This window comes from Vibrio sp. CCUG 15886 (genome assembly GCF_028570825.1).
Taxonomy (GTDB): Bacteria; Pseudomonadota; Gammaproteobacteria; order Enterobacterales; family Vibrionaceae; genus Vibrio; species Vibrio vulnificus_B.
The window spans coordinates 12,595-32,927 of record NZ_JAQQBT010000015.1 but is presented as its reverse complement, the minus strand read 5'-3'; the positions used below and the strand labels follow the sequence as shown (position 1 = coordinate 32,927).

Annotated in this window: 20 protein-coding genes; 10 read left to right on the top strand and 10 right to left on the bottom strand. The window is 46.2% G+C overall.

What is annotated here, in order from left to right; translation table 11 throughout:
- Positions 1-19: 19 nt before the first annotated feature.
- Both PQQ36_RS18485 and PQQ36_RS18480 read right to left on the bottom strand, forming a co-directional pair.
- Positions 20-712, bottom strand: a complete 693-nt coding sequence (locus PQQ36_RS18485) for an oxidative stress defense protein (protein WP_273662180.1) — start codon at positions 710-712, stop codon at positions 20-22.
- A gap of 128 nt (positions 713-840) precedes the next feature.
- Positions 841-1,737: a LysR family transcriptional regulator ArgP gene (locus PQQ36_RS18480; protein WP_273662179.1), complete on the bottom strand. Its 897-nt coding sequence runs from the start codon at positions 1,735-1,737 to the stop codon at positions 841-843.
- 127 nt (positions 1,738-1,864) lie between these two features.
- Here PQQ36_RS18480 and PQQ36_RS18475 point away from each other — a divergent pair, with 127 nt between their 5' ends.
- A complete protein-coding gene (locus tag PQQ36_RS18475; protein WP_273662178.1) occupies positions 1,865-2,485 on the top strand; it encodes a LysE/ArgO family amino acid transporter in 621 nt (206 codons plus the stop codon).
- 68 nt (positions 2,486-2,553) lie between these two features.
- Here PQQ36_RS18475 and mscS read toward each other — a convergent pair whose 3' ends face one another.
- From mscS to epd, 4 genes are all read right to left on the bottom strand, one after another.
- Positions 2,554-3,417 carry a small-conductance mechanosensitive channel MscS gene (gene mscS, locus PQQ36_RS18470; RefSeq protein ID WP_011079478.1) on the bottom strand — a complete coding sequence of 288 codons (864 nt, stop codon included), beginning with the start codon at positions 3,415-3,417 and terminating at the stop codon, positions 2,554-2,556.
- Positions 3,418-3,712: 295 nt separating this feature from the next.
- Positions 3,713-4,789 carry a class II fructose-bisphosphate aldolase gene (fbaA, locus tag PQQ36_RS18465; RefSeq protein WP_011079477.1) on the bottom strand — a complete coding sequence of 359 codons (1,077 nt, stop codon included), beginning with the start codon at positions 4,787-4,789 and terminating at the stop codon, positions 3,713-3,715.
- 149 nt (positions 4,790-4,938) lie between these two features.
- Positions 4,939-6,099 (bottom strand): phosphoglycerate kinase, encoded by a 1,161-nt coding sequence (locus PQQ36_RS18460; RefSeq protein WP_011079476.1) that lies wholly within the window; start codon positions 6,097-6,099, stop codon positions 4,939-4,941.
- A gap of 150 nt (positions 6,100-6,249) precedes the next feature.
- The gene (gene epd / locus PQQ36_RS18455) at positions 6,250-7,290 is read right to left on the bottom strand and encodes an erythrose-4-phosphate dehydrogenase (protein WP_011079475.1); all 1,041 of its coding nucleotides are present in this window, start codon (positions 7,288-7,290) and stop codon (positions 6,250-6,252) included.
- A gap of 200 nt (positions 7,291-7,490) precedes the next feature.
- Here epd and PQQ36_RS18450 point away from each other — a divergent pair, with 200 nt between their 5' ends.
- Entirely contained in the window at positions 7,491-7,727 is a 237-nt protein-coding gene (locus PQQ36_RS18450; protein ID WP_273662177.1) for a hypothetical protein, read from the top strand.
- A gap of 51 nt (positions 7,728-7,778) precedes the next feature.
- Here the strand turns inward: PQQ36_RS18450 and tkt are convergent, their stop codons facing one another.
- Positions 7,779-9,773: a transketolase gene (tkt, locus tag PQQ36_RS18445; RefSeq protein ID WP_039508169.1), complete on the bottom strand. Its 1,995-nt coding sequence runs from the start codon at positions 9,771-9,773 to the stop codon at positions 7,779-7,781.
- Positions 9,774-10,102: 329 nt separating this feature from the next.
- Between tkt and metK the strand changes: the two genes are divergently transcribed.
- From metK to PQQ36_RS18425, 4 genes are all read left to right on the top strand, one after another.
- Positions 10,103-11,257: a methionine adenosyltransferase gene (metK, locus tag PQQ36_RS18440; RefSeq protein WP_011079472.1), complete on the top strand. Its 1,155-nt coding sequence runs from the start codon at positions 10,103-10,105 to the stop codon at positions 11,255-11,257.
- A 252-nt stretch (positions 11,258-11,509) separates the two neighbouring features.
- On the top strand, positions 11,510-12,304 hold the full coding sequence (locus PQQ36_RS18435) for a DUF2189 domain-containing protein (protein ID WP_011151188.1): 795 nt from the start codon (positions 11,510-11,512) through the stop codon (positions 12,302-12,304).
- A gap of 73 nt (positions 12,305-12,377) precedes the next feature.
- Entirely contained in the window at positions 12,378-12,884 is a 507-nt protein-coding gene (locus PQQ36_RS18430; protein ID WP_011079470.1) for a SprT family zinc-dependent metalloprotease, read from the top strand.
- 100 nt (positions 12,885-12,984) lie between these two features.
- Positions 12,985-13,680, top strand: a complete 696-nt coding sequence (locus PQQ36_RS18425; RefSeq protein WP_039554694.1) for an endonuclease — start codon at positions 12,985-12,987, stop codon at positions 13,678-13,680.
- A 45-nt stretch (positions 13,681-13,725) separates the two neighbouring features.
- Here the strand turns inward: PQQ36_RS18425 and PQQ36_RS18420 are convergent, their stop codons facing one another.
- Complete coding sequence (locus PQQ36_RS18420; protein WP_225470991.1) at positions 13,726-15,060, bottom strand: hypothetical protein; 1,335 nt, start codon at positions 15,058-15,060, stop codon at positions 13,726-13,728.
- A 237-nt stretch (positions 15,061-15,297) separates the two neighbouring features.
- Here PQQ36_RS18420 and rsmE point away from each other — a divergent pair, with 237 nt between their 5' ends.
- From rsmE to ruvX, 4 genes are read left to right on the top strand one after another with little or no spacing between them, the layout of a single operon-like run.
- Positions 15,298-16,029: a 16S rRNA (uracil(1498)-N(3))-methyltransferase gene (gene rsmE / locus PQQ36_RS18415; protein ID WP_011079467.1), complete on the top strand. Its 732-nt coding sequence runs from the start codon at positions 15,298-15,300 to the stop codon at positions 16,027-16,029.
- A 14-nt stretch (positions 16,030-16,043) separates the two neighbouring features.
- Positions 16,044-16,997 carry a glutathione synthase gene (gshB, locus tag PQQ36_RS18410; protein ID WP_013571098.1) on the top strand — a complete coding sequence of 318 codons (954 nt, stop codon included), beginning with the start codon at positions 16,044-16,046 and terminating at the stop codon, positions 16,995-16,997.
- Positions 16,998-17,051: 54 nt separating this feature from the next.
- Entirely contained in the window at positions 17,052-17,615 is a 564-nt protein-coding gene (locus PQQ36_RS18405) for a YqgE/AlgH family protein (RefSeq protein WP_273662175.1), read from the top strand.
- 21 nt (positions 17,616-17,636) lie between these two features.
- Positions 17,637-18,059 (top strand): Holliday junction resolvase RuvX, encoded by a 423-nt coding sequence (ruvX, locus tag PQQ36_RS18400; protein ID WP_039554698.1) that lies wholly within the window; start codon positions 17,637-17,639, stop codon positions 18,057-18,059.
- 92 nt (positions 18,060-18,151) lie between these two features.
- Here ruvX and PQQ36_RS18395 read toward each other — a convergent pair whose 3' ends face one another.
- Positions 18,152-19,258: a PilT/PilU family type 4a pilus ATPase gene (locus PQQ36_RS18395; RefSeq protein ID WP_273662199.1), complete on the bottom strand. Its 1,107-nt coding sequence runs from the start codon at positions 19,256-19,258 to the stop codon at positions 18,152-18,154.
- Between the two features lie 18 nt (positions 19,259-19,276).
- The gene (locus tag PQQ36_RS18390) at positions 19,277-20,314 is read right to left on the bottom strand and encodes a type IV pilus twitching motility protein PilT (RefSeq protein WP_011079462.1); all 1,038 of its coding nucleotides are present in this window, start codon (positions 20,312-20,314) and stop codon (positions 19,277-19,279) included.
- Positions 20,315-20,333 lie beyond the last annotated feature (19 nt).

Genomic DNA, 20,333 nt, shown 5'->3' with positions numbered 1-20,333 from the left:
CTATGGACTCACATTTTTTCTAATCGAGTTTGTAGGTCACATCCACCTGATCACGAATGATTAAGCTCGAATCTTGATAGCTGTTACTTTCCGATTTAGCGTCCATCATCATCGTACGCATCAACACAGGCTGAACGTTCGGCTGGTTATAGTTGATCTGCCAAACCTCGCCCAGCGATTTACCAAACCCTTTCGCCAAGAATCCCGCCTTCTGCTGCGCATCTTTAATCGCTTCAAGGCGAGCTTGCTGCTGATATTCCGCCTCGTTGCTAACCAACAACTGAATATTATCCACCTGATTGATCCCCGCATTCAACGCAAGATCAAGATAGGCATTAAGGTTTGCTAAGTTGGCGACTTTCACCGTGACACTACGAGAAGCGCGATAACCAACGAGGTCTGGCTTTTCATTTTTCGGGTAATGATATTGAGGAGCAAGATAGAGATTGGTACTGGTGATTTGCTGTTTGTCCACTCCCGCCTTGGTTAAAGCCACTAAAAAAGCATCCACTGTGGTATCGACTGACTGTTTGGCGGATTCTGCGGTCATGGTCGAATCCACCACTTTCACCGTAAATATCGCCATATCCGGTTTTGCAACCACTTCACCATAACCCGTTGTTGACAGGTGAGCGAAGTTGGGGGCCTCTGCCATTGCATAACCCGCGACCAAACTTGCCGAAAGCACCACGCTTGTAGGAAACCATTTCATGCCATAAACCTTCTGTAAAGAAACTGTCTTGATAATAGAAGGTTTAGCAGATTAACCAATATCTCATGAACACTTCTTACACAACTTTGACTCTGTTATCTCTGTGCTAATGCTCCCCTGAGTCGCCTCTACTGGGGTAAATGAGCTTGTGCGTATTGAACAATCGCTTGCGAAATTTCCTTCAACACCCCGCTCTCTAGCTGCCAATGATGCCAATAAATACGGTAAGACAATAAAAATCCTGGCGTGATGTCCATCAGTACGCCCGACGCCAACTCTTGTTCGATTTGCAGTTTAGGAATCAAGCAGTAGGCAATTCCTGAAACGGCAAGACGGACAAACGCTTCTGAGCTTCCAACATTATGATTGATGATGGAATCGCGAGAGATGTTGAAATGGTCGTGCAAAAAACGGTTATGAAGATCATCATATTGGTCATAAGACACAGCAGGCGCTTTACGCAACGTTTGGTAATTCACCCCTGCAGCAAAATAACGTTGATAAAAATCCGGACTGGCGACACAAACATAATCCATTCGCCCAAGGTAGTCGGCTTTACACCCCGCAATGGGTTGCGACTCAAGGCTTATCGCACCAGCAACTTCACCACTCTTTAGCTTTTCAATGGAGCGAGATTCTCCATAAATGGCTAAATTAAGTTCTACTTGTCGCAGTGTCATCACCTCTTTGAGTGCTGGCAGTAACCACGTAGCCAAACTATCCGCGTTGGTTGCCAAAGCCAGTTGAATGGGCTTTGCTGTGTCATCGTTCATGAGCTCAGGAATCAGCTCATATTCAAGAATGCGCACGCGTCGATACAAGCCCAACAACTTCTTTCCCACAGGTGTTGGTTTAGGTGGCTGTTCACGTATTAGCACTGGTTGCGCCAAAAAGCGCTCTAGTTGTTTAATTCTCTGTGATACCGCCGATTGAGAGATGTACAATTCTTCCGCGGCTCGCTCAAATCCACCTTGTGCAACGACAGCATCTAACGCTTCTATCCATTTGTAATCTAAACCACGCATGACACTTACCTCAAACAAATCAGCCTTGCTTATATAGGATTAAAATCATTAATTATACTTATGCCAGTTAAAACGATACCTTGCTCACATTCTCTTTATCATTAGATCATTGTTACCGAGGTTTATCGTGAATTTTTGGGTGTTACTACAAGGCTTTGGTTTAGGTGCCACCATGATTATTCCCATTGGGGCACAAAATGCCTTCGTTCTCAATCAGGGCGTCAAACGTAACCACCATTTAACGACTGCAGCTGTTTGCAGTGTCTTAGATATGGTGTTTATTTCTCTGGGTATTTTTGGCGGTGGTGCCATTCTCTCGCAAAATGAAGTGCTGCTTACCGTGGTGACATTAGGCGGTATTGCCTTTCTCAGTGTTTACGGTTTGATGTCGCTCAAAAGCGCCTTTAAACCCATCGAGCAAGTTGAGAAGCATCATGAAGTGATTGCTCGTGGACGCAGAATGGTCATTTTGGGTGCCTTGGCTGTTACGGTATTAAATCCACATCTGTATTTGGATACGGTTGTGATTTTAGGCTCGATTGGCGGCCAATTTGAAGGTCACGATCGCATTGCCTTTGCGATTGGAACAACACTGGCATCGTTCACTTGGTTCTACGCACTCTCCATGGGTGCCGCAAAACTAGGGCCAACATTATCAAAGCCTAAAGTGAAGAGAGGGATCGACATTGCGGTGGCGGCTATGATGTTTACCATCGCTGCGCTTCTTACTAAGTCTCTTTTGGCTTAACAGCAATAAACCGTGCTGTGACGGAAACAAAAAAGCGAGGTCGTAACCTCGCTTTTTTCGATTTGGATTTAGTCCACCTTGTTTAGGTGCACATCCATTTGTGGGAATGGAATTTCGATGCCATTCGCATCCAGTGCTTCTTTGATAGCTTGCATAGAATCAAAGTAAACATTCCAATAATCTTCTGTTTTACACCATGGGCGTACCACGAAGTTCACTGATGAATCTGCCAGGGCGACAACACCGATCGTCATGTCTGGATCTTTCAAAATACGCGCATCTTTTTCTAGCGTCTCACGGATCACTTGTTTCGTTTTCTTCAGATCCGATTTGTATGAAACACCGATCATTAGATCGACACGGCGTGTTGCATGGCGAGAATAGTTAGTGATCGCACCACCAATCACACCTGAGTTAGGTACAACCACCATCTTGTTGTCAGGAGTTTTCAAGACCGTTTGGAAGATCTGAATCGCTTCAACAGAACCCGCTACACCACCGATTTCCACGTAGTCACCCGATTTAAACGGACGGAATGCAACAATCAAAACACCAGCAGCAAAGTTTGATAGAGAACCTTGCAAAGCAAGACCAACAGCAAGACCCGCCGCACCGATCACTGCAACAACAGAGGCGGTTTCAACACCAACACGGCCTAAAGCGGCAATCAATACGATAACAAACAGCAAGTAACGAACTAAACCGTGGATAAACTCCACAACCGCTTTGTCCATTTCTTTCTTATTAAGAACTTTCGATACACTGTTCGCAACGGCTTTCACAATGATGTTACCAATGAACAGAATGACGATCGCAGAAATGATGTTCACACCGTACTGAATCAGTAGATCTGAATTGTTGGTTAGCCAAGTTTCAGCCTGATTTAGACCATCCACTAATGAGGTATCAATCCCCACTGTTTCACCTGCCATAATGTTATTCCTCAAGTTATGACTTTAAAAATGGTACTGGCGTTATATATACGCCCGTTCTTGTTAGTCATCTGAATATGCGTCAGAATTTTGGCACGATATCTCATTTTTGACATTTTGCAAAGTCAGGTTTTTGCAAAAGCTGTCAAAACAGAGATTTACACTCCGTTCAATATCGCTGATCAAGATTAAGCAATTATTTCAAACTGTGCCAGAGTTTTTCTATCCGTCAGCAAGTGGTATAAAAAAACCCGCTCAGAGAGCGGGTTTTGTCTGCAAATCATTCTGTTCAGAATTACAGTACGTCAACTGCGTTAAGGTCAGCGAATGCTTTCTCTAGACGAGCAACCATTGACTCTTGGCCAGCACGTAGCCATACACGTGGATCGTAGTATTTCTTGTTTGGCGCAGATTCGCCAGTTGGGTTACCGATTTGACCTTGAAGGTAATCGTGGTTCTTCGCTTCGTATTGACGAATACCATCCCAAGTTGCCCACTGAGTATCAGTATCGATGTTCATTTTGATAACACCGTAGCTGATAGACTCTTTGATTTCTGCTTCAGAAGAACCAGAACCACCGTGGAATACGAAGTTTAGTGCGTTTGGAGCAATACCAAATTTCTCAGAACAGTAAGCTTGAGAATCACGTAGGATAGTTGGAGTTAGAACAACGTTACCTGCTTGGTAAACACCGTGCACGTTACCGAAAGATGCTGCGATAGTGAAACGGTGGCTGATTGGGATCAGTTTCTCGTAAGCGTAAGCAACGTCTTCTGGAGAAGTGTATAGCTCAGACTGATCCATGTGAGAGTTGTCTACGCCGTCTTCTTCACCACCAGTACAACCTAGTTCAAACTCTAGAGTCATACCCATTTTTTCCATACGCGCTAGGTACTTAGCACAGATTTCGATGTTCTCTTCTAGAGACTCTTCAGAAAGGTCAATCATATGAGAAGAAAATAGAGGCTTACCAGTTTGAGCGAAGAACTCTTCACCTGCGTCTAGTAGACCGTCGATCCATGGAAGTAGCTTCTTAGCAGCGTGGTCAGTGTGTAGGATTACTGGCACACCGTAAGCTTCAGCAACTGCGTGTACGTATTTCGCACCAGCGATAGCACCAAGGATTTGAGCACCTTGACCTTCAAGTTTCACGCCTTTACCAGCGAAGAAAGCAGCACCGCCGTTAGAGAACTGAACAACAACTGGCGCTTTCACTTTAGAAGCTGCTTCAAGAACACCGTTGATTGAGTCAGTGTTTACTACGTTTACAGCTGGAAGAGCGAAGTTGTTTTCTTTTGCTACTTCAAATACTTTCTGAACGTCATCACCAGAGATAACACCTGGTTTTACGAAATCGAAGATCTTAGACATGGATGTAATCCTATTTATCTGTCGTTTTAAAAATAAAACTCGTTAAGTTTAAATTCTTGCAAACGTTTGCTCACAACTCGCGCTATTCTAGCAAAAATGAGATGTGCCGCAAACAAGAAAGCGGGAGAGTTACCCCCGCCTTCGTTTAATTACTTAGCGCGTGCTTCTAGCATTTCAACTGCTGGAAGTACTTTACCTTCTACAAACTCAAGGAACGCACCGCCGCCAGTAGAGATGTAAGATACGTCCGCTTTGATACCGAACTTGTCGATAGCCGCTAGCGTATCGCCACCGCCTGCTACAGAGAATGCTGGAGACTGAGCGATCGCTTCAGAAATACCTTTAGTACCCGCTTCGAAGTTTTTGAACTCGAATACACCAACAGGGCCATTCCACAGAATAGTTTTCGCGTTTGCGATGATTTCAGCTAGTGCAGCCGTTGAGTCTGGACCAAGGTCGAAGATCATGTCGTCGTCTTGTACTTCAGAAACATGTTTGATTTCCGCTTCTGCGTTCTCGTCGAATGCTTTCGCACACGCTACGTCAGTCGCGACAGGAATTGCACACTCTTTCATCAGTTTTTGTGCAGTTTCAACAAGATCCGCTTCGTATAGAGACTTACCTACATTGTGACCTTCAGCTGCGATGAATGTGTTCGCGATACCACCACCAACAACAAGTTGGTCAGCGATTTTAGATAGCGACTCAAGAACCGTTAGTTTAGTAGACACTTTTGAACCACCAACGATAGCAACTAGCGGGCGCTCTGGGTTGCTCATTGCTTTGCCTAGTGCTTCTAGTTCAGCAGCAAGTAGAGGACCAGCACACGCTACTTCAGCAAACATACCCACACCGTGAGTTGACGCTTGTGCACGGTGAGCCGTACCGAATGCATCCATTACGAATACGTCACATAGTGCCGCGTATTTCTTAGAAAGTTCTTCGTCGTTTTTCTTCTCGCCTTTGTTAAAGCGAACGTTTTCAAGAACAACAAGTTCACCAGCGTTTAGCTCAAGACCATCTAGGTAATCTTTAGCCAGTTTCACTTCGCAATCTAGCGCGTCGTTTAGGTAGTTAACAACTGGTTGTAGAGAGAACTCTTCTGCGTATTCACCTTCAGTAGGACGACCTAGGTGAGAAGTGACCATTACTTTCGCGCCAGCTTCTAGACATAGCTTGATAGTAGGAAGAGATGCGATGATACGTGCATCAGAAGTTACTTTACCGTCTTTTACTGGCACGTTTAGGTCAGCACGGATGAATACACGTTTACCTGCTAGATCCAGGTCAGTCATCTTGATTACAGACATGATGTGTCCTCTCAAATATTAAAAATAAAGTTTTTGAAAACTCGGCAACCCTGCCAAGCCTGTTAATTCTTCAAACTGGTTATTGATATGGAGTCATTACGAATTTATTTCAAGGCTAAAAATAAATTTTCTCCGACGCTGCCGATACGACTATTGGGCAGCTTGCATTGCGAGCGCAGTATCCAGCATACGGTTCGCAAAGCCCCATTCGTTATCGCACCAAACCAGCATTTTCACCAAATGCCCGTTACTGACTCGAGTTTGGCTACCATCTACAATCGCGCTATGGGGATCGTGATTAAAGTCGATGGAAACGAGCGGCGCTTCAGTATAGTCAACAATGCCACGTAATGTACACTGAGATGCGTTAACAATGGTTTGATTTACGTCATTAACTTTCACATTTGTATTAATCGTGACACTTAAATCCATTGCAGTGACGTTTACTGTCGGCACTCTCACTGAAATAGCTTCAAATTTGTTGGAAAATTTCGGGAAGATTCTTTCAATTCCCTTATGCAACTTGGTGTCAACTGGAATGATGGATTGACTTGCGGCTCGGGTGCGGCGTAAATCGCTATGGTAGGCATCAATCACTTGTTGATCATTCATCGAAGAGTGAATGGTGGTAATGGTACCAGATTCAATACCAAATGCCTCGTCCAACACTTTAATGATCGGCACAATACAGTTAGTGGTACACGAACCGTTGGAAACGACGTTGTGCTCGGCTTTCAAGGTTTCATGGTTAACACCATAGATGATGGTGTTGTCGAGGTCACTGGCACCTGGATGCGAAAACAGCACTTTTTTCGCTCCGGCTTTGATGTGTTCTAGCCCATCAGCCTGACAACCAAACACACCCGTACAATCGAGGACCAGATCGACCTCGAGGTCACGCCAAGGCAGAAGATTGATTTCGGAAAGGTGCAGAATACGGATAGAGTCAAATTCTCCCTTACCTTGAGGGCAGGCGTCATGGTGAACGTAGAGATGTTCTTGATCGTGGGAGATTCTCTTGCCAAAACGGCCATGACTGGTGTCATATTGTAGCAAGTGAGCCATGGCTTCTGGTTGAGCAAGCTCATTAACCGCGACCACTTTAATTTGTTGATGCTTACCGCTTTCATACACGGCGCGCAGAACATTACGACCGATACGTCCAAATCCATTGATCGCAACTTTTAGCATCTATCCTTCGCCTCACCAAAAATTTCGTGTCACAGATAGTACCCGATACGCAGGCTAAACGCATTAAGTAAGTGATCTCAGTCGCGGTAAACTCTCTTTTCACTTCCAGAGACATTCATTTCACCAATATATTGAATTGAGACGTCGCGTATTTCACTTGGCACTTTAGCTCCTTGTTTGATCACCAAAAGGAAACGCGTATGTCTGGTTTTCCCGCTGCTCACTTTTGCAAGCGATGCAATAAAGAAACACCGCACTCAGAAGTGCTGGTCCGTAAGCCAAGTCGCTATGATACGGATAAAACGATTCTTGGAACTTTAAAGCTTTGGGCTCATACCCTGATAAATGGCGGTCACTATTACGATATGGATCGCTATGCCACCTGCAAGGAATGTGGGCACAAAGAGAAGGACAATTGGGGAAAAGAATTTGAATAGGCACAAAAAAACCGAGCTTTGACGCTCGGTTTTTCTTTTATCTTCTTCAGCTTACGCGAGAAGTTCTTTCGCTGTGTTCACCACATTTTCTACCGTGAAACCGAACATTTCGAACAGTTGATCTGCTGGTGCAGATTCACCGAAGGTAGTCATACCGATGATGCGACCGTCGAAGCCAACGTACTTGTACCAGAAGTCAGCAATACCCGCTTCGATAGCGATACGTGCCGTTACGTCTGATGGCAGTACTGCTTCACGGTAAGCCGCGTCTTGTTTGTCGAAAGTATCAGTAGCAGGCATTGAAACCACACGTACTTTCTTACCTTCAGCGGTTAGTTGTTCTGCCGCTTTCACTGCTAGCTCAACTTCTGAACCCGTTGCGATTAGGATGAGCTCAGGCTTACCATCGCTGTCTTTCAGGATGTAACCACCTTTGGCGATGTCTGCCACTTGCTCAGCGCTGCGTGGTTGCTGTGCTAGGTTTTGACGAGAGAAAATCAGTGCTGATGGACCATCTTTACGTTCAATCGCCAGTTTCCATGCCACTGCAGATTCCACTTGGTCACATGGACGCCATGTGCTCATGTTTGGCGTTAGACGTAGCGATGCGATTTGCTCAACTGGTTGGTGAGTTGGGCCATCTTCGCCAAGACCGATAGAATCGTGCGTGTACACTTGGATGTTTTGCACTTTCATCAGAGCCGCCATACGCATTGCGTTACGTGCGTATTCCATGAACATTAGGAAGGTTGCGCCGTAAGGTACGAAACCACCGTGTAGTGCGATACCGTTCATGATCGCAGTCATACCGAATTCACGTACACCGTAGTGGATGTAGTTACCAGAGAAGTCGTTGGCTTCTAGCGACTTAGAACCCGACCACATGGTGAGGTTAGAAGGCGCTAGGTCAGCAGAGCCGCCCATGAATTCTGGCAGCATTTTACCAAACGCTTCTAGCGCGTTTTGCGATGCTTTACGTGATGCGATGTTTGCTGGGTTTGCTTGAAGATCCGCAATGATTTGGTTTGCTTTCTCTTCCCACTGCGCTGGCAGTTCGCCATTTACGCGGCGTTTAAACTCGGCAGCTTCGGCTGGGTACGCTGCTGCGTACGCGTCGAACTTCGCATTCCAAGCGGCTTCTTTTGCAGCGCCTGCTGCTTTTGCATCCCACTCTGCATAAACATCAGCAGGGATTTCAAATGCAGGGTGTTCCCAACCTAGGAATTCACGTGCCGCTGCGATTTCTTCCACGCCTAACGGTGCACCGTGACAGTCGTGAGAACCCGATTTGTTTGGTGAACCAAAACCGATGATAGTCTTAGTACAAATTAGAGTTGGGCGAGGATCTGCTTTAGCGGCTTCAATTGCTGCGTTGATCGCTTCAGCATTGTGACCATCCACAGCTGGGATAACGTGCCAGCCGTATGCTTCAAAACGCTTAGGCGTATCGTCAGAGAACCAGCCTTCAACGTGACCGTCGATAGAGATGCCATTGTCATCCCAGAATGCAATCAGTTTACCAAGGCCTAGCGTACCCGCTAGAGAACATGCCTCATGCGAGATACCTTCCATCAGACAGCCATCACCCATGAACACGTAAGTGAAGTGGTCAACGATGTCGTGGCCAGGTTTGTTGAACTGCGCTGCGAGCGCTTTCTCAGCCATTGCCATACCAACCGCGTTGGTGATGCCTTGGCCTAGAGGACCCGTCGTTGTTTCGATACCAGGAGCGTAGCCGTACTCTGGGTGACCTGGAGTCTTAGAGTGAAGCTGACGGAAGTTTTTCAGATCATCGATAGAAAGCTCGTAACCGCTCAAGTGCAGTAGCGAGTAAATCAGCATCGAGCCGTGGCCGTTAGAGAGTACGAAACGGTCGCGATCAGCCCACTCTGGATTTGATGGGTTGTGGTTTAGGTGGCCACGCCAAAGAACTTCAGCGATGTCCGCCATACCCATAGGTGCGCCTGGGTGGCCTGAGTTTGCTTTTTGTACGCCGTCCATGCTGAGTGCGCGGATTGCATTAGCGAGATGTTTACGAGAAGGCATGTCTGCTCCTGAGTGCATTAAGCGAATTGATAACATAGAAAATCGAGTGGCGATTATTTTCGCAAAGCAATCTCTCGACTGCAAACGATTTACCTGAACAATTTGTGGAAATGTAAGCGACTTAATGCCATTTCACTGAGAAAAAAACATTTTCTCACTCAACCAAGCAAACGTTTGGTTTTCGCTAATAATAAAAAAGAGCTTGTAATTCGAGCATTAAAAACTAGAATAGACGTCTAGATGTAGAAACACCTACAAATATTATTGTATTTCCTGCTGCTGGAGTATGCATTCTCACAGCAGAATAGATTAACAAAAGTGGAGCTCTCATGGCTAAGCACCTGTTTACTTCTGAGTCGGTTTCAGAAGGTCATCCAGATAAAATTGCAGACCAGATTTCTGATGCGGTTCTTGATGCGATTCTTGAACAAGACCCAAAAGCGCGTGTTGCATGTGAAACGTACGTAAAAACTGGCATGGTAATGGTTGGTGGTGAAATCACCACTTCAGCATGGGTTGATATCGAAGAGTTAACTCGTGAAACGGTGCGTGAAATTGGTTATGTACATTCAGATATGGGTTTCGATGCAAACTCATGTGCAGTACTGAACACTATCGGTAAACAGTCTCCAGACATCAACCAAGGTGTTGATAAAGCCGATCCTAAAGAGCAAGGCGCGGGCGACCAAGGCATCATGTTCGGTTACGCATGTAACGAAACTGAAGTCCTTATGCCAGCACCCATCACTTACGCTCACCGTTTAATGGAGCGTCAAGCGAAAGTTCGTAAAGATGGCACACTGCCATGGTTGCGTCCTGATGCAAAATCACAGGTTACTTTCCAATACGAGCAAGGCAAAATTGTTGGTATTGATGCGGTTGTTCTTTCAACTCAGCACTGCGATTCTATTTCCACACCGGATCTTCGCGAAGCGGTCATGGAAGAGATCATCAAGCCAGTTCTTCCTTCTGAGTGGCTAAACAAAGAAACCAAATACTTCATCAACCCAACCGGCCGTTTCGTTATCGGTGGTCCAATGGGTGACTGTGGTTTGACTGGTCGTAAGATCATCGTTGATACCTACGGCGGCGCAGCTCGTCACGGTGGTGGTGCTTTCTCTGGTAAAGATCCATCGAAAGTAGACCGTTCAGCTGCTTACGCAGCACGTTACGTAGCGAAAAACATCGTCGCGGCGGGTATGGCAGATCGCTGTGAAATCCAACTGTCTTACGCAATCGGTGTTGCTGATCCAACCTCTATCATGGTGGAAACATTCGGTACTGAGAAAGTATCACACGACATCATCATTGAAGCGGTACGTCAGTTCTTCGACCTACGTCCATACGGTCTACAAGAGATGCTGAATCTACTTCAGCCAATCTACAAGAAGACCGCAGCATACGGTCACTTCGGTCGCGAAGAGTTCCCATGGGAAGCGACTGACAAAGCAGCACTACTGCGTGAGTTTGCTGGTATCAAGTAAGATAACCTCACCTCATTCTCCAAAGCCTTCGCTCAATGCGAAGGCTTTTTCATTTGTGCGACGAAAAATTCGCCACGGCATTTGTATTTTTAACTAACTCCAACGATAGTTAAATAAATGTTAAATGAGATTTATCTCTCATCTTAACGACAACAAAACAGATGCTAACGGTAATAAAAGAGAGCTTGCCCCGCATCTGAAACCTACTGACAGTCAACGTCAGTCTGACAGTGAATCGATCAAGGAGGAGCTATGCCTCGTACCGTAGACCCATCGGATCTGGAGCAAAAACGAAAGGACGTTCCCGATCACGAATACGCTCGCACTATTCCATGTAACCAACTCAGTGTGTCCGCCCCGTTTCACTGGCTAGCACTTGGCTTGCATGACTTCATTCGAATGCCACTTATCAGCGCCTTTTATGGCTTATGCTTCATGGCTGCCGCCATCGGTATTGTGCTACTGGTTGAGTGGCAAGGAACTCATTTGGTGGTAATGCCCAGCTTAGTGGTTTACATGCTCATCGGCCCATTTCTTGCGCTTGGTTTGTATGATGCCAGTTGGGAAAGAGAACGCGGCCATAGCGCCAGCCTACTCCACTCAATGAAAGCCATTGGACGCAACTCTTCTTCTCAATGGGCCTTTGCGGTGCTGTTAGCGGTGTGCATGATTTTCTGGATGCGCATTGCCGCTTTACTCCATGCCCTCTACCCTTCTGTGCAAGGAGCACCACTTACAGAGTTTCTTCCTTTCTTAGTGATTGGTTCACTCGTTGGTTTTGTCCTGGCCAGTATCGTCTTCAGCATTTCTGCGTTTTCGATTCCTATGATGATGGAACGCCGAGTCGATATGATGACAGCGGTTTTCAGCAGCTTTAATGCCGTGAAGTCCAACATTCCGGCAATGATTGTTTGGGCAGCCATTATTTGTGGCGGCATTCTAATTGGCTTTGCCACTTATGGCATTGGTATGCTCTTCACCATGCCGATACTTGGCTACGCCACTTGGCACGCCTACCATGAAACCATCAAGAAAAAACACCACTAGGGTCTTTGCCCCTAGAAGCATCAACAGATAATGCTATTATTTGCCCTCATCACACCATGAGGGCAAATTTTTGATGAAAAAGATCGAGTTTGAGCTGCACTACCAAGCCCAAAAAGCACTGCACGCTTGTATCGATAAAGCTAACCGCTACTTTCAGCGCCAATTTCCAATGCCACTTCTTAGCTATCAATTGAGAGGCAAAGCGGCGGGTAAGGCGTATCTGCAACTCAATCAAATTCGTCTTAACCCGATTTTGTTCAAAGAGAACAAAACGGCTTTCTTGGAAGAAGTGATTCCTCATGAAGTGGCTCACTTGCTCACTTATCAGTTATATGGCCGAGTTAAACCTCATGGCGCAGAATGGCAATCCATCATGCAAGGAGTTTTTCTCTTGCCCGCCAACACGACACATCAATTTGCTGTCGCTTCCGTGCAAGGAAAAACCTTCCAATATCGCTGCCAATGTCGCGAGTTTCCGCTAACTATCCGTCGCCACAACAAAGTTCTGCGTAATGAGGCAAGCTATACCTGCCAAAAGTGCCGACAAACCTTGATCTTCACCGGCATCCAACTCTCATAGCTTGGCACTCCCCCCTGTTGCTATTATTAACTTACTTATTACATTGAATAAAATACGCGTGTTAGAATGCTAAAAGTCATACTTTTTAAAGACTTTTAGCATGAAGCGATTATTCATTTTTATTGCCTCGTTCACTGCCTTTGCGATCCAGGCCGCGCCACCCAGCTCCTTCTCTGCCGCCAAACAACAGGCGGTGAAGATCTACCAAGATCATCCCATTAGCTTTTACTGTGGCTGCGACATTGAATGGCAAGGCAAGAAAGGCATTCCTAACTTGGAGGCATGTGGCTACCAAGTACGCAAACAGCAAACTCGCGCATCGCGTATAGAATGGGAACATGTCGTCCCTGCTTGGCAATTTGGCCACCAGCGTCAATGCTGGCAAAAAGGTGGACGCAAAAACTGCAGTAAAAATGATCAACAGTTTCGCTTGATGGAAGCGGACTTACATAACCTCACGCCAGCGATCGGTGAAGTCAATGGCGATCGTTCAAACTTCAACTTCAGTCAGTGGAATGGCATGGATGGTGTCAGTTATGGGCGCTGTGAAATGCAGGTCAACTTCAAACAACGTAAAGTCATGCCGCCAGACAGAGCTCGTGGGTCTATTGCTCGAACCTATCTCTACATGAGTCAAGAGTATGGCTTTCAGCTTTCCAAGCAACAACAGCAACTGATGCAGGCTTGGAACAAATCATACCCCGTTGATGAATGGGAGTGCACAAGAGATGATCGCATTGCCAAGATTCAAGGCAATCATAATCCGTTTGTGCAGCAATCCTGTACCGTGAGATAAAAATATCCCAGCTCTTTGGCTGGGATATATGTTACGAGCAAATGATCACTCTTTAGCACCGATATCTTCTAGGTAACCAAAGCGCTCTCCTGCTTTAAAATACGGAGCAGCAAAACGAGCACCTGCGGCACTATCATAATTAGCCCCTAGAGTCTCACACCACCCTTTTCCTATTGGCATCGCCGTTGGCACTGAGGAAACAGGAGGCAAATTCTCCTCGATTACTTGAGGCGTTTGATCGAGAATTTGCTGAGCAACAAACAGTGCTCTACTGCGTACATTTTTATCGGATAAACGATCTCTTTGTCCCCAAAGTATTTTCCAGTCATCACAGGTGTATGCTTCTGTTTGGGGAACGCTTACAAAGGCCACTTCATCAATAGCGCCATATTTTTTGTACATCATATAGCTTTCAAACAACGTTGCGACATCTTCTCGTTCGGTCGAATAGCCATAAAAGGCAGCGGCACCGTCTGTTTCAAATTCTCCTCCAGCCTGCTCTCCCGTTGAATTTCTCACTAGGTCCGTCATCGGTTTACCATGAAACGATGTCGCTGCCGCCTCAAGAAGCAGTTGCGACGTTAAACCGTGTGCGGAGCTAAGCTGAGAGTAGATGTGATTGGCATCTTCAATCTCATTAAGGATAGTGCCACGGCTAGCGAGCTGAAGTAGGTCGTTGGGGGGAAGCAAATCATTGGCATGTGCCAGTTCATGCGCCAACAGCCTAAATAGGCCGGGGGCAATCTTCTCTGCACTGCGAGTGCTATTTCGCTTCGAATCATACTGATTGGAGACTGTTACGTAGTTAAGTGTCTGGCCATAGACATAACGAGACGCATTTTCGTACGTAAACTCTCGAGCGAACTCCTTACGATAATCGTCTTGTTGATGAATCGTTCTCCAATCGGAGTAATCTCGCCAAAGGTAGCGAGCATCAATGTACATTGATGCAGTCCGTGAATGATAAAAAGAAGGACGGATGTCATAACTCAGGACTATCGTGTTCAGTGGTTTGAACAAATTCAGCAAATCTTGATCATTTATCGCTTTAAGTGCTGCGATAAAGCTTTCTGCCATCCATTGATGTGATACGAGCAGCCGACTTTGAATCTCTTCAAGGGTAATATCCTCGGTTCGATTAGCACCGATTGGGCGTATTTTTTCCAACGAGCAAGACAGATTTTGTTTGTAAATCTTGGTACACTCGATGGCCGTGGTGGATAAATCACTCTCTTGGTAGGAATAAATTTTATCCAGTGAAGGATCCCCTTTGATGTTAGGGCTACCAAGCTCACCAGGGCCATCAGAAGATGATCCTGAGTTACACCCAGCCATCGTTGTTAGCAACGCACAAACCATTGCCAGTTTGGTCTTATTCATAACACTTTCCATTATTTTTCATTATTGTTTATCTCTTAAACCACCTAAGCCATTGAGTAAATTCGCAAAAGCTAAAGCATCAAGAACGAAAGAAAGTATTCACACCAAGAATGAATTACAATCAAATCCTCCTCAAATTATGAACTCACGCTTAAATTACTTAACTGACTTGTTTTTTACCCTCGCAGCATCCATGTTAGTCTCTAAATATTCGCGTAGTCAGGAACTTGAAATACCATGCGTATCCCTCGAATTTATCATCCAGAAACCATTCAACACCTTGGCGTTATTGCACTTAGTGATGACGCTGCTGGCCATATCGGGCGTGTGTTACGCATGAAAGAAGGCCAAGAAGTCTTGCTCTTTGACGGCAGTGGCGCTGAGTTTCCCGCCGTGATCAGTGAAGTGGGTAAGAAGAGTGTGATGGTAGAACTCAGTGAAAGGGTTGAGCGTAGCAGTGAGTCACCGCTCGATCTTCATCTTGGGCAGGTCATCTCCCGCGGTGAAAAAATGGAGTTCACTATCCAAAAATCGGTAGAGTTGGGGGTAAATACCATTACTCCGCTGATTTCTGATCGTTGTGGTGTGAAACTAGATGAAAAACGTTTCGAGAAAAAACTGGCCCAGTGGCAAAAAATCGCGATCAGCGCGTGTGAGCAGTGTGGCCGTAATACCATTCCTGAAATTCGCCCAATCATGTCTTTAGAAGCTTGGTGTGCAGAAGAGTACGATGGACTTAAACTCAATCTACACCCACGCGCAAAATACTCCATTAATACCCTGCCAGAGCCTGTCACAAAAGTACGCTTGCTGATTGGTCCTGAGGGCGGTCTCTCTTCTGAAGAGATCGACATGACACAACAATATCAATTTGAAGAAACTCTGCTAGGACCACGTGTATTGCGCACAGAAACGGCAGCGTTAACGGCAATTACTGCCTTACAGGTTCGTTTCGGCGATCTGGGATAACACGGAGAACAGTGATGATCAAACTCGGCATCGTAATGGATCCAATTTCGTCCATTAACATTAAAAAAGATTCTAGCTTCGCCATGATGCTAGAAGCTCAACGTCGCGGTTGGGAAATCCATTATATGGAGATGAATGATCTACACTTAGATCAAGGCGTTGCTATTGCTGACACCAAAGTGGTGCAACTGAAAGAAGATCCTAATGGTTGGTATGAGTTCACATCAGAACAAACCATCGAGTTGGCGGAACTGGATGCGGTCTTGATGCGTAAGGATCCTCCATTTGATACGGAGTACATCTACGCGACCTACATTTTAGAGCGTGCGGAAGAGCAAGGCACCTTGATCGTCAACAAGCCTCAAAGCTTGCGCGATTGCAATGAAAAACTCTTTACCGCTTGGTTCCCAGAACTAACGCCAACCACGATCGTGACGCGCAAAGCAGAGAAAATTAAAGCGTTTCGCCAAGAGCATGGCGACATCATTTTAAAACCGCTGGATGGTATGGGTGGTGCTTCGATTTTCCGTGTGAAAGAGAATGATCCTAACGTTTCAGTGATCATCGAAACACTGACCAACCATGGCCAAAATTACGCAATGGCGCAAACTTTCGTGCCTGATATCAGCAACGGTGACAAACGGATTCTGGTGGTGGATGGCGAACCGATGCCCTATTGCTTAGCACGTATTCCTGCTAAAGGGGAAACTCGTGGTAACTTGGCTGCTGGCGGCAGCGGTGAACCTCGACCACTGAGCGAAACCGACCTAAAAATTGCAAACGCAGTGGCTCCAACATTAAAAGAAAAAGGGCTTATTTTTGTTGGCTTGGATGTGATAGGCGATAAACTGACGGAAATTAACGTCACCAGTCCAACCTGTATTCGCGAAATTGAAGCTGCCTTCGATATCTCGATTACCGGTAAACTAATGGACGCGATTGAACGTCGTTTACAAGCTCAAGCTTAAACATGAGTGTTGCAGAGCCAGCGATGGCTCTGCTGTAACAGATTGGAGTCCTGTATGAACCTGACAAATCATTTTCTGGTTGCGATGCCGGGTATGAAAGATCCCTACTTTCAGCACAGCGTCATCTATATCTGTGAACATAATGAAGAAGGCGCAATGGGCTTAATGATCAACGCGCCTATTGATATCACCGTGGGCAAAATGCTCGAGCAAGTCGATGTCCAGCCTGTTCATCCTCAGTTGAACACCTCAAGTCTGACCAAGCCAGTCTACAATGGCGGGCCAGTCGCTGAAGATCGCGGCTTCATTCTCCATAGACCGAAAGATTTCTATGAGTCGAGCTTACAAATGACCGAGCAGATCTCCGTTACGACCTCAAAGGACATTTTGACTGTGCTTGGCACAGAAGCGGAACCAAGCAGCTACATCGTCGCACTCGGTTACTCAGGCTGGAGTGCTGGACAACTCGAAGCCGAATTAGCGGAAAACTCGTGGCTCACGGTTGAAGCCAATCCTGATATTATTTTTGACACACCGATAGCAAAGCGCTGGCAAAAAGCCGTGCAGATGCTTGGAATTCACGCGTCTCAGCTTTCCGATCAAGCTGGTCACGCTTAACCCGTTTGACTTAGGTTATTTATGTCTCGCACCATCATGGCATTCGATTTTGGCACCAAAAGCATTGGTAGTGCCATCGGCCAAGAAATTACTGGCACCGCATCACCACTGAAGGCTTTCAAAGCCAATGACGGCATTCCAAATTGGGATGAGATTGAAAAGCAAATCAAAGAGTGGCAACCCAATTTATTGGTGGTGGGACTGCCGACAGATTTGCACGGCAAGGCCTTAGAAACCATTACCCCACGCGCGAAGAAGTTTGCTCAGCGCCTACAAGGGCGCTTTGGTCTTCCGGTTGAATTGCATGATGAACGCCTATCGACCACAGAAGCGCGTTCTGAGCTGTTCTCTATGGGCGGTTACAAAGCTTTGAGCAAAGGTAACGTCGATTGCCAATCTGCGGTGATTATTTTAGAGAGTTGGTTTGAAACTCAGTGGGGCTAACTCACAGAAGACTCTTCACCTTCGCACTCCCTAAACACAAAACGAGAGACTTCTGGTCTCTCGTTTTTTCATGGTGTTTTAGCACTGTCGAACTAATCCATATCAATCTTCACGTTCGCCAATGAGCCGGGGGAACTAATATCACCTCGCTGCGTCTTCAGCATCAAACGTAAATCATTGGCCGAATCGGCACTGTGCATGGCGTCTTCTTCGCTGATTTTGCCTTCCACTACTAATGTATAGAGTGATTGGTCAAAGGTCTGCATACCGACTTCTTTCGACTTCGCCATAGTCATTTTCAGCTCATGCAAATCGCCACGACGGATCAAATCCGACACGCGCGGGCTGTTAAGTAACACCTCGAACACACCGTGACGACCTTTACCATTTTTATCACGAATCAACTGCTGACCAACCACCCCTTTTAAGTTCATGGAAAGGTCAAACAAAAACTGCTCTTTTTGTTCTTTGGGCACCAAGTGTAAGATGCGCTCCAGTGCTTGGTTGGCGTTATTGGCATGCAGTGTCGCCATACACAAGTGACCCGTTTCAGCAAAGGTCATGGCGTATTCCATGGTTTCCCGACTGCGAATCTCACCAATTAGAATCATATCTGGCGCTTGACGTAGCGAGTTCTTTAGTGCGACTTCATAGCTTTCCGTATCCAAACCGACTTCACGCTGGGTGACAATACAGCGTTTATGTTCGTGGACAAATTCAATCGGATCTTCCACCGTCAAAATGTGTCCACTACGGTGGGTATTTCGATATCCTGTCATCGCAGCCATGGTGGTCGATTTACCTGAGCCCGTCGCGCCCACCACCAGCACCAATCCACGTTTGGCAATCGCTAAGTCTTGCAAAACATGAGGCAGCTTAAGTTCCTCAAAGGTTGGAATGTTGGTTTCAATGCGGCGAATCACCGCGCCAGGTAGCTCTCGTTGGCAGAAGGCACTGACACGAAAACGCCCCGAATCTCGCACAATGGCAAAGTTTGACTCGCGGCTTTTGCGAAAGTCTGCGCGCCGCTCTTCGTCCATCGCCCCATCCAGCAGCTGAGCGACTTCAATTTGCGATAATTTTTCGCCTTGCGGGCGCAGCTCGCCATCGACACGAAACAGCACGGGGGCACCAACCGTGATATAAAGATCCGACGCTTTAAGCGTGATCATCCCTTCTAAAATCTTGTTTAAATCCATGCTCATTGCAGACCTCAGTTAAAACTGGATAGTTTCAATCTCAATTTTGGCGTCGACTTCTTCTTTGGCCACTTTGCCCTGTGCAATCAACTGACGCGCATTCTGTTCCATCGTCTGCATGCCGTGCGCAGCCCCTGTTTGGATAATGGAGTACATTTGTGCCACTTTATCTTCACGGATCAAGTTACGAATGGCGGGCGTTGCCATCATGATCTCATGACACGCCACTCGCCCGCCGCCAATGCGTTTCAGCAGTTTCTGTGCGATAACGGCGCGCAATGATTCAGAAAGCATTGAGCGCACCATGTCTTTGTCACTGCCAGGGAACACATCGATAATACGGTCAATGGTTTTCGCTGCACTACTGGTGTGCAACGTACCAAACACCAAGTGACCCGTTTCTGCCGCGGTAAGCGCTAGGCTGATAGTCTCTTGGTCACGTAACTCACCCACCAAGATAACGTCTGGGTCCTCACGCAAAGCACTGCGCAGGGCATTTTTAAAACTGTGGGTGTCACGATGAACTTCGCGTTGGTTAATCAAACATTTCTGATTTTGGTGAACAAATTCAATCGGATCTTCAATGGTCAGGATGTGTTTATTGTAGTTGCGGTTAATGTAATCCACCATCGCCGCTAACGTGGTCGATTTACCCGAACCTGTCGGCCCGGTGACCAACACCAAGCCCTTTTCACACTTCGCAATTTTTTCAAAAATTTGCGGGCACTCAAGCTCTTCCAAGGTTGGGATATTGGTTGGAATGGTACGAAACACCGCAGAGCAGCCGCGAGATTGGTTGAAGGCGTTAACACGAAAACGACCTACGTTAGGCAATTCAAAGGAAAAATCGACTTCCAACTTCTCTTCAAACTCACTGCGCTGTGAATCGTTCATGATCTCAAAAACCAAACGATGCACATCAGCATGATTAAATGCGGGCACACCGAGCTTTCTTACATCGCCATCTATGCGTACCATAGGAGGCACACCCGCAGAAAGATGTAGATCTGATGCGTTATGTTTTACACTAAAATCCAGTAACTCAGTGATATCCATTATTTTTCCCTTAAAAGAC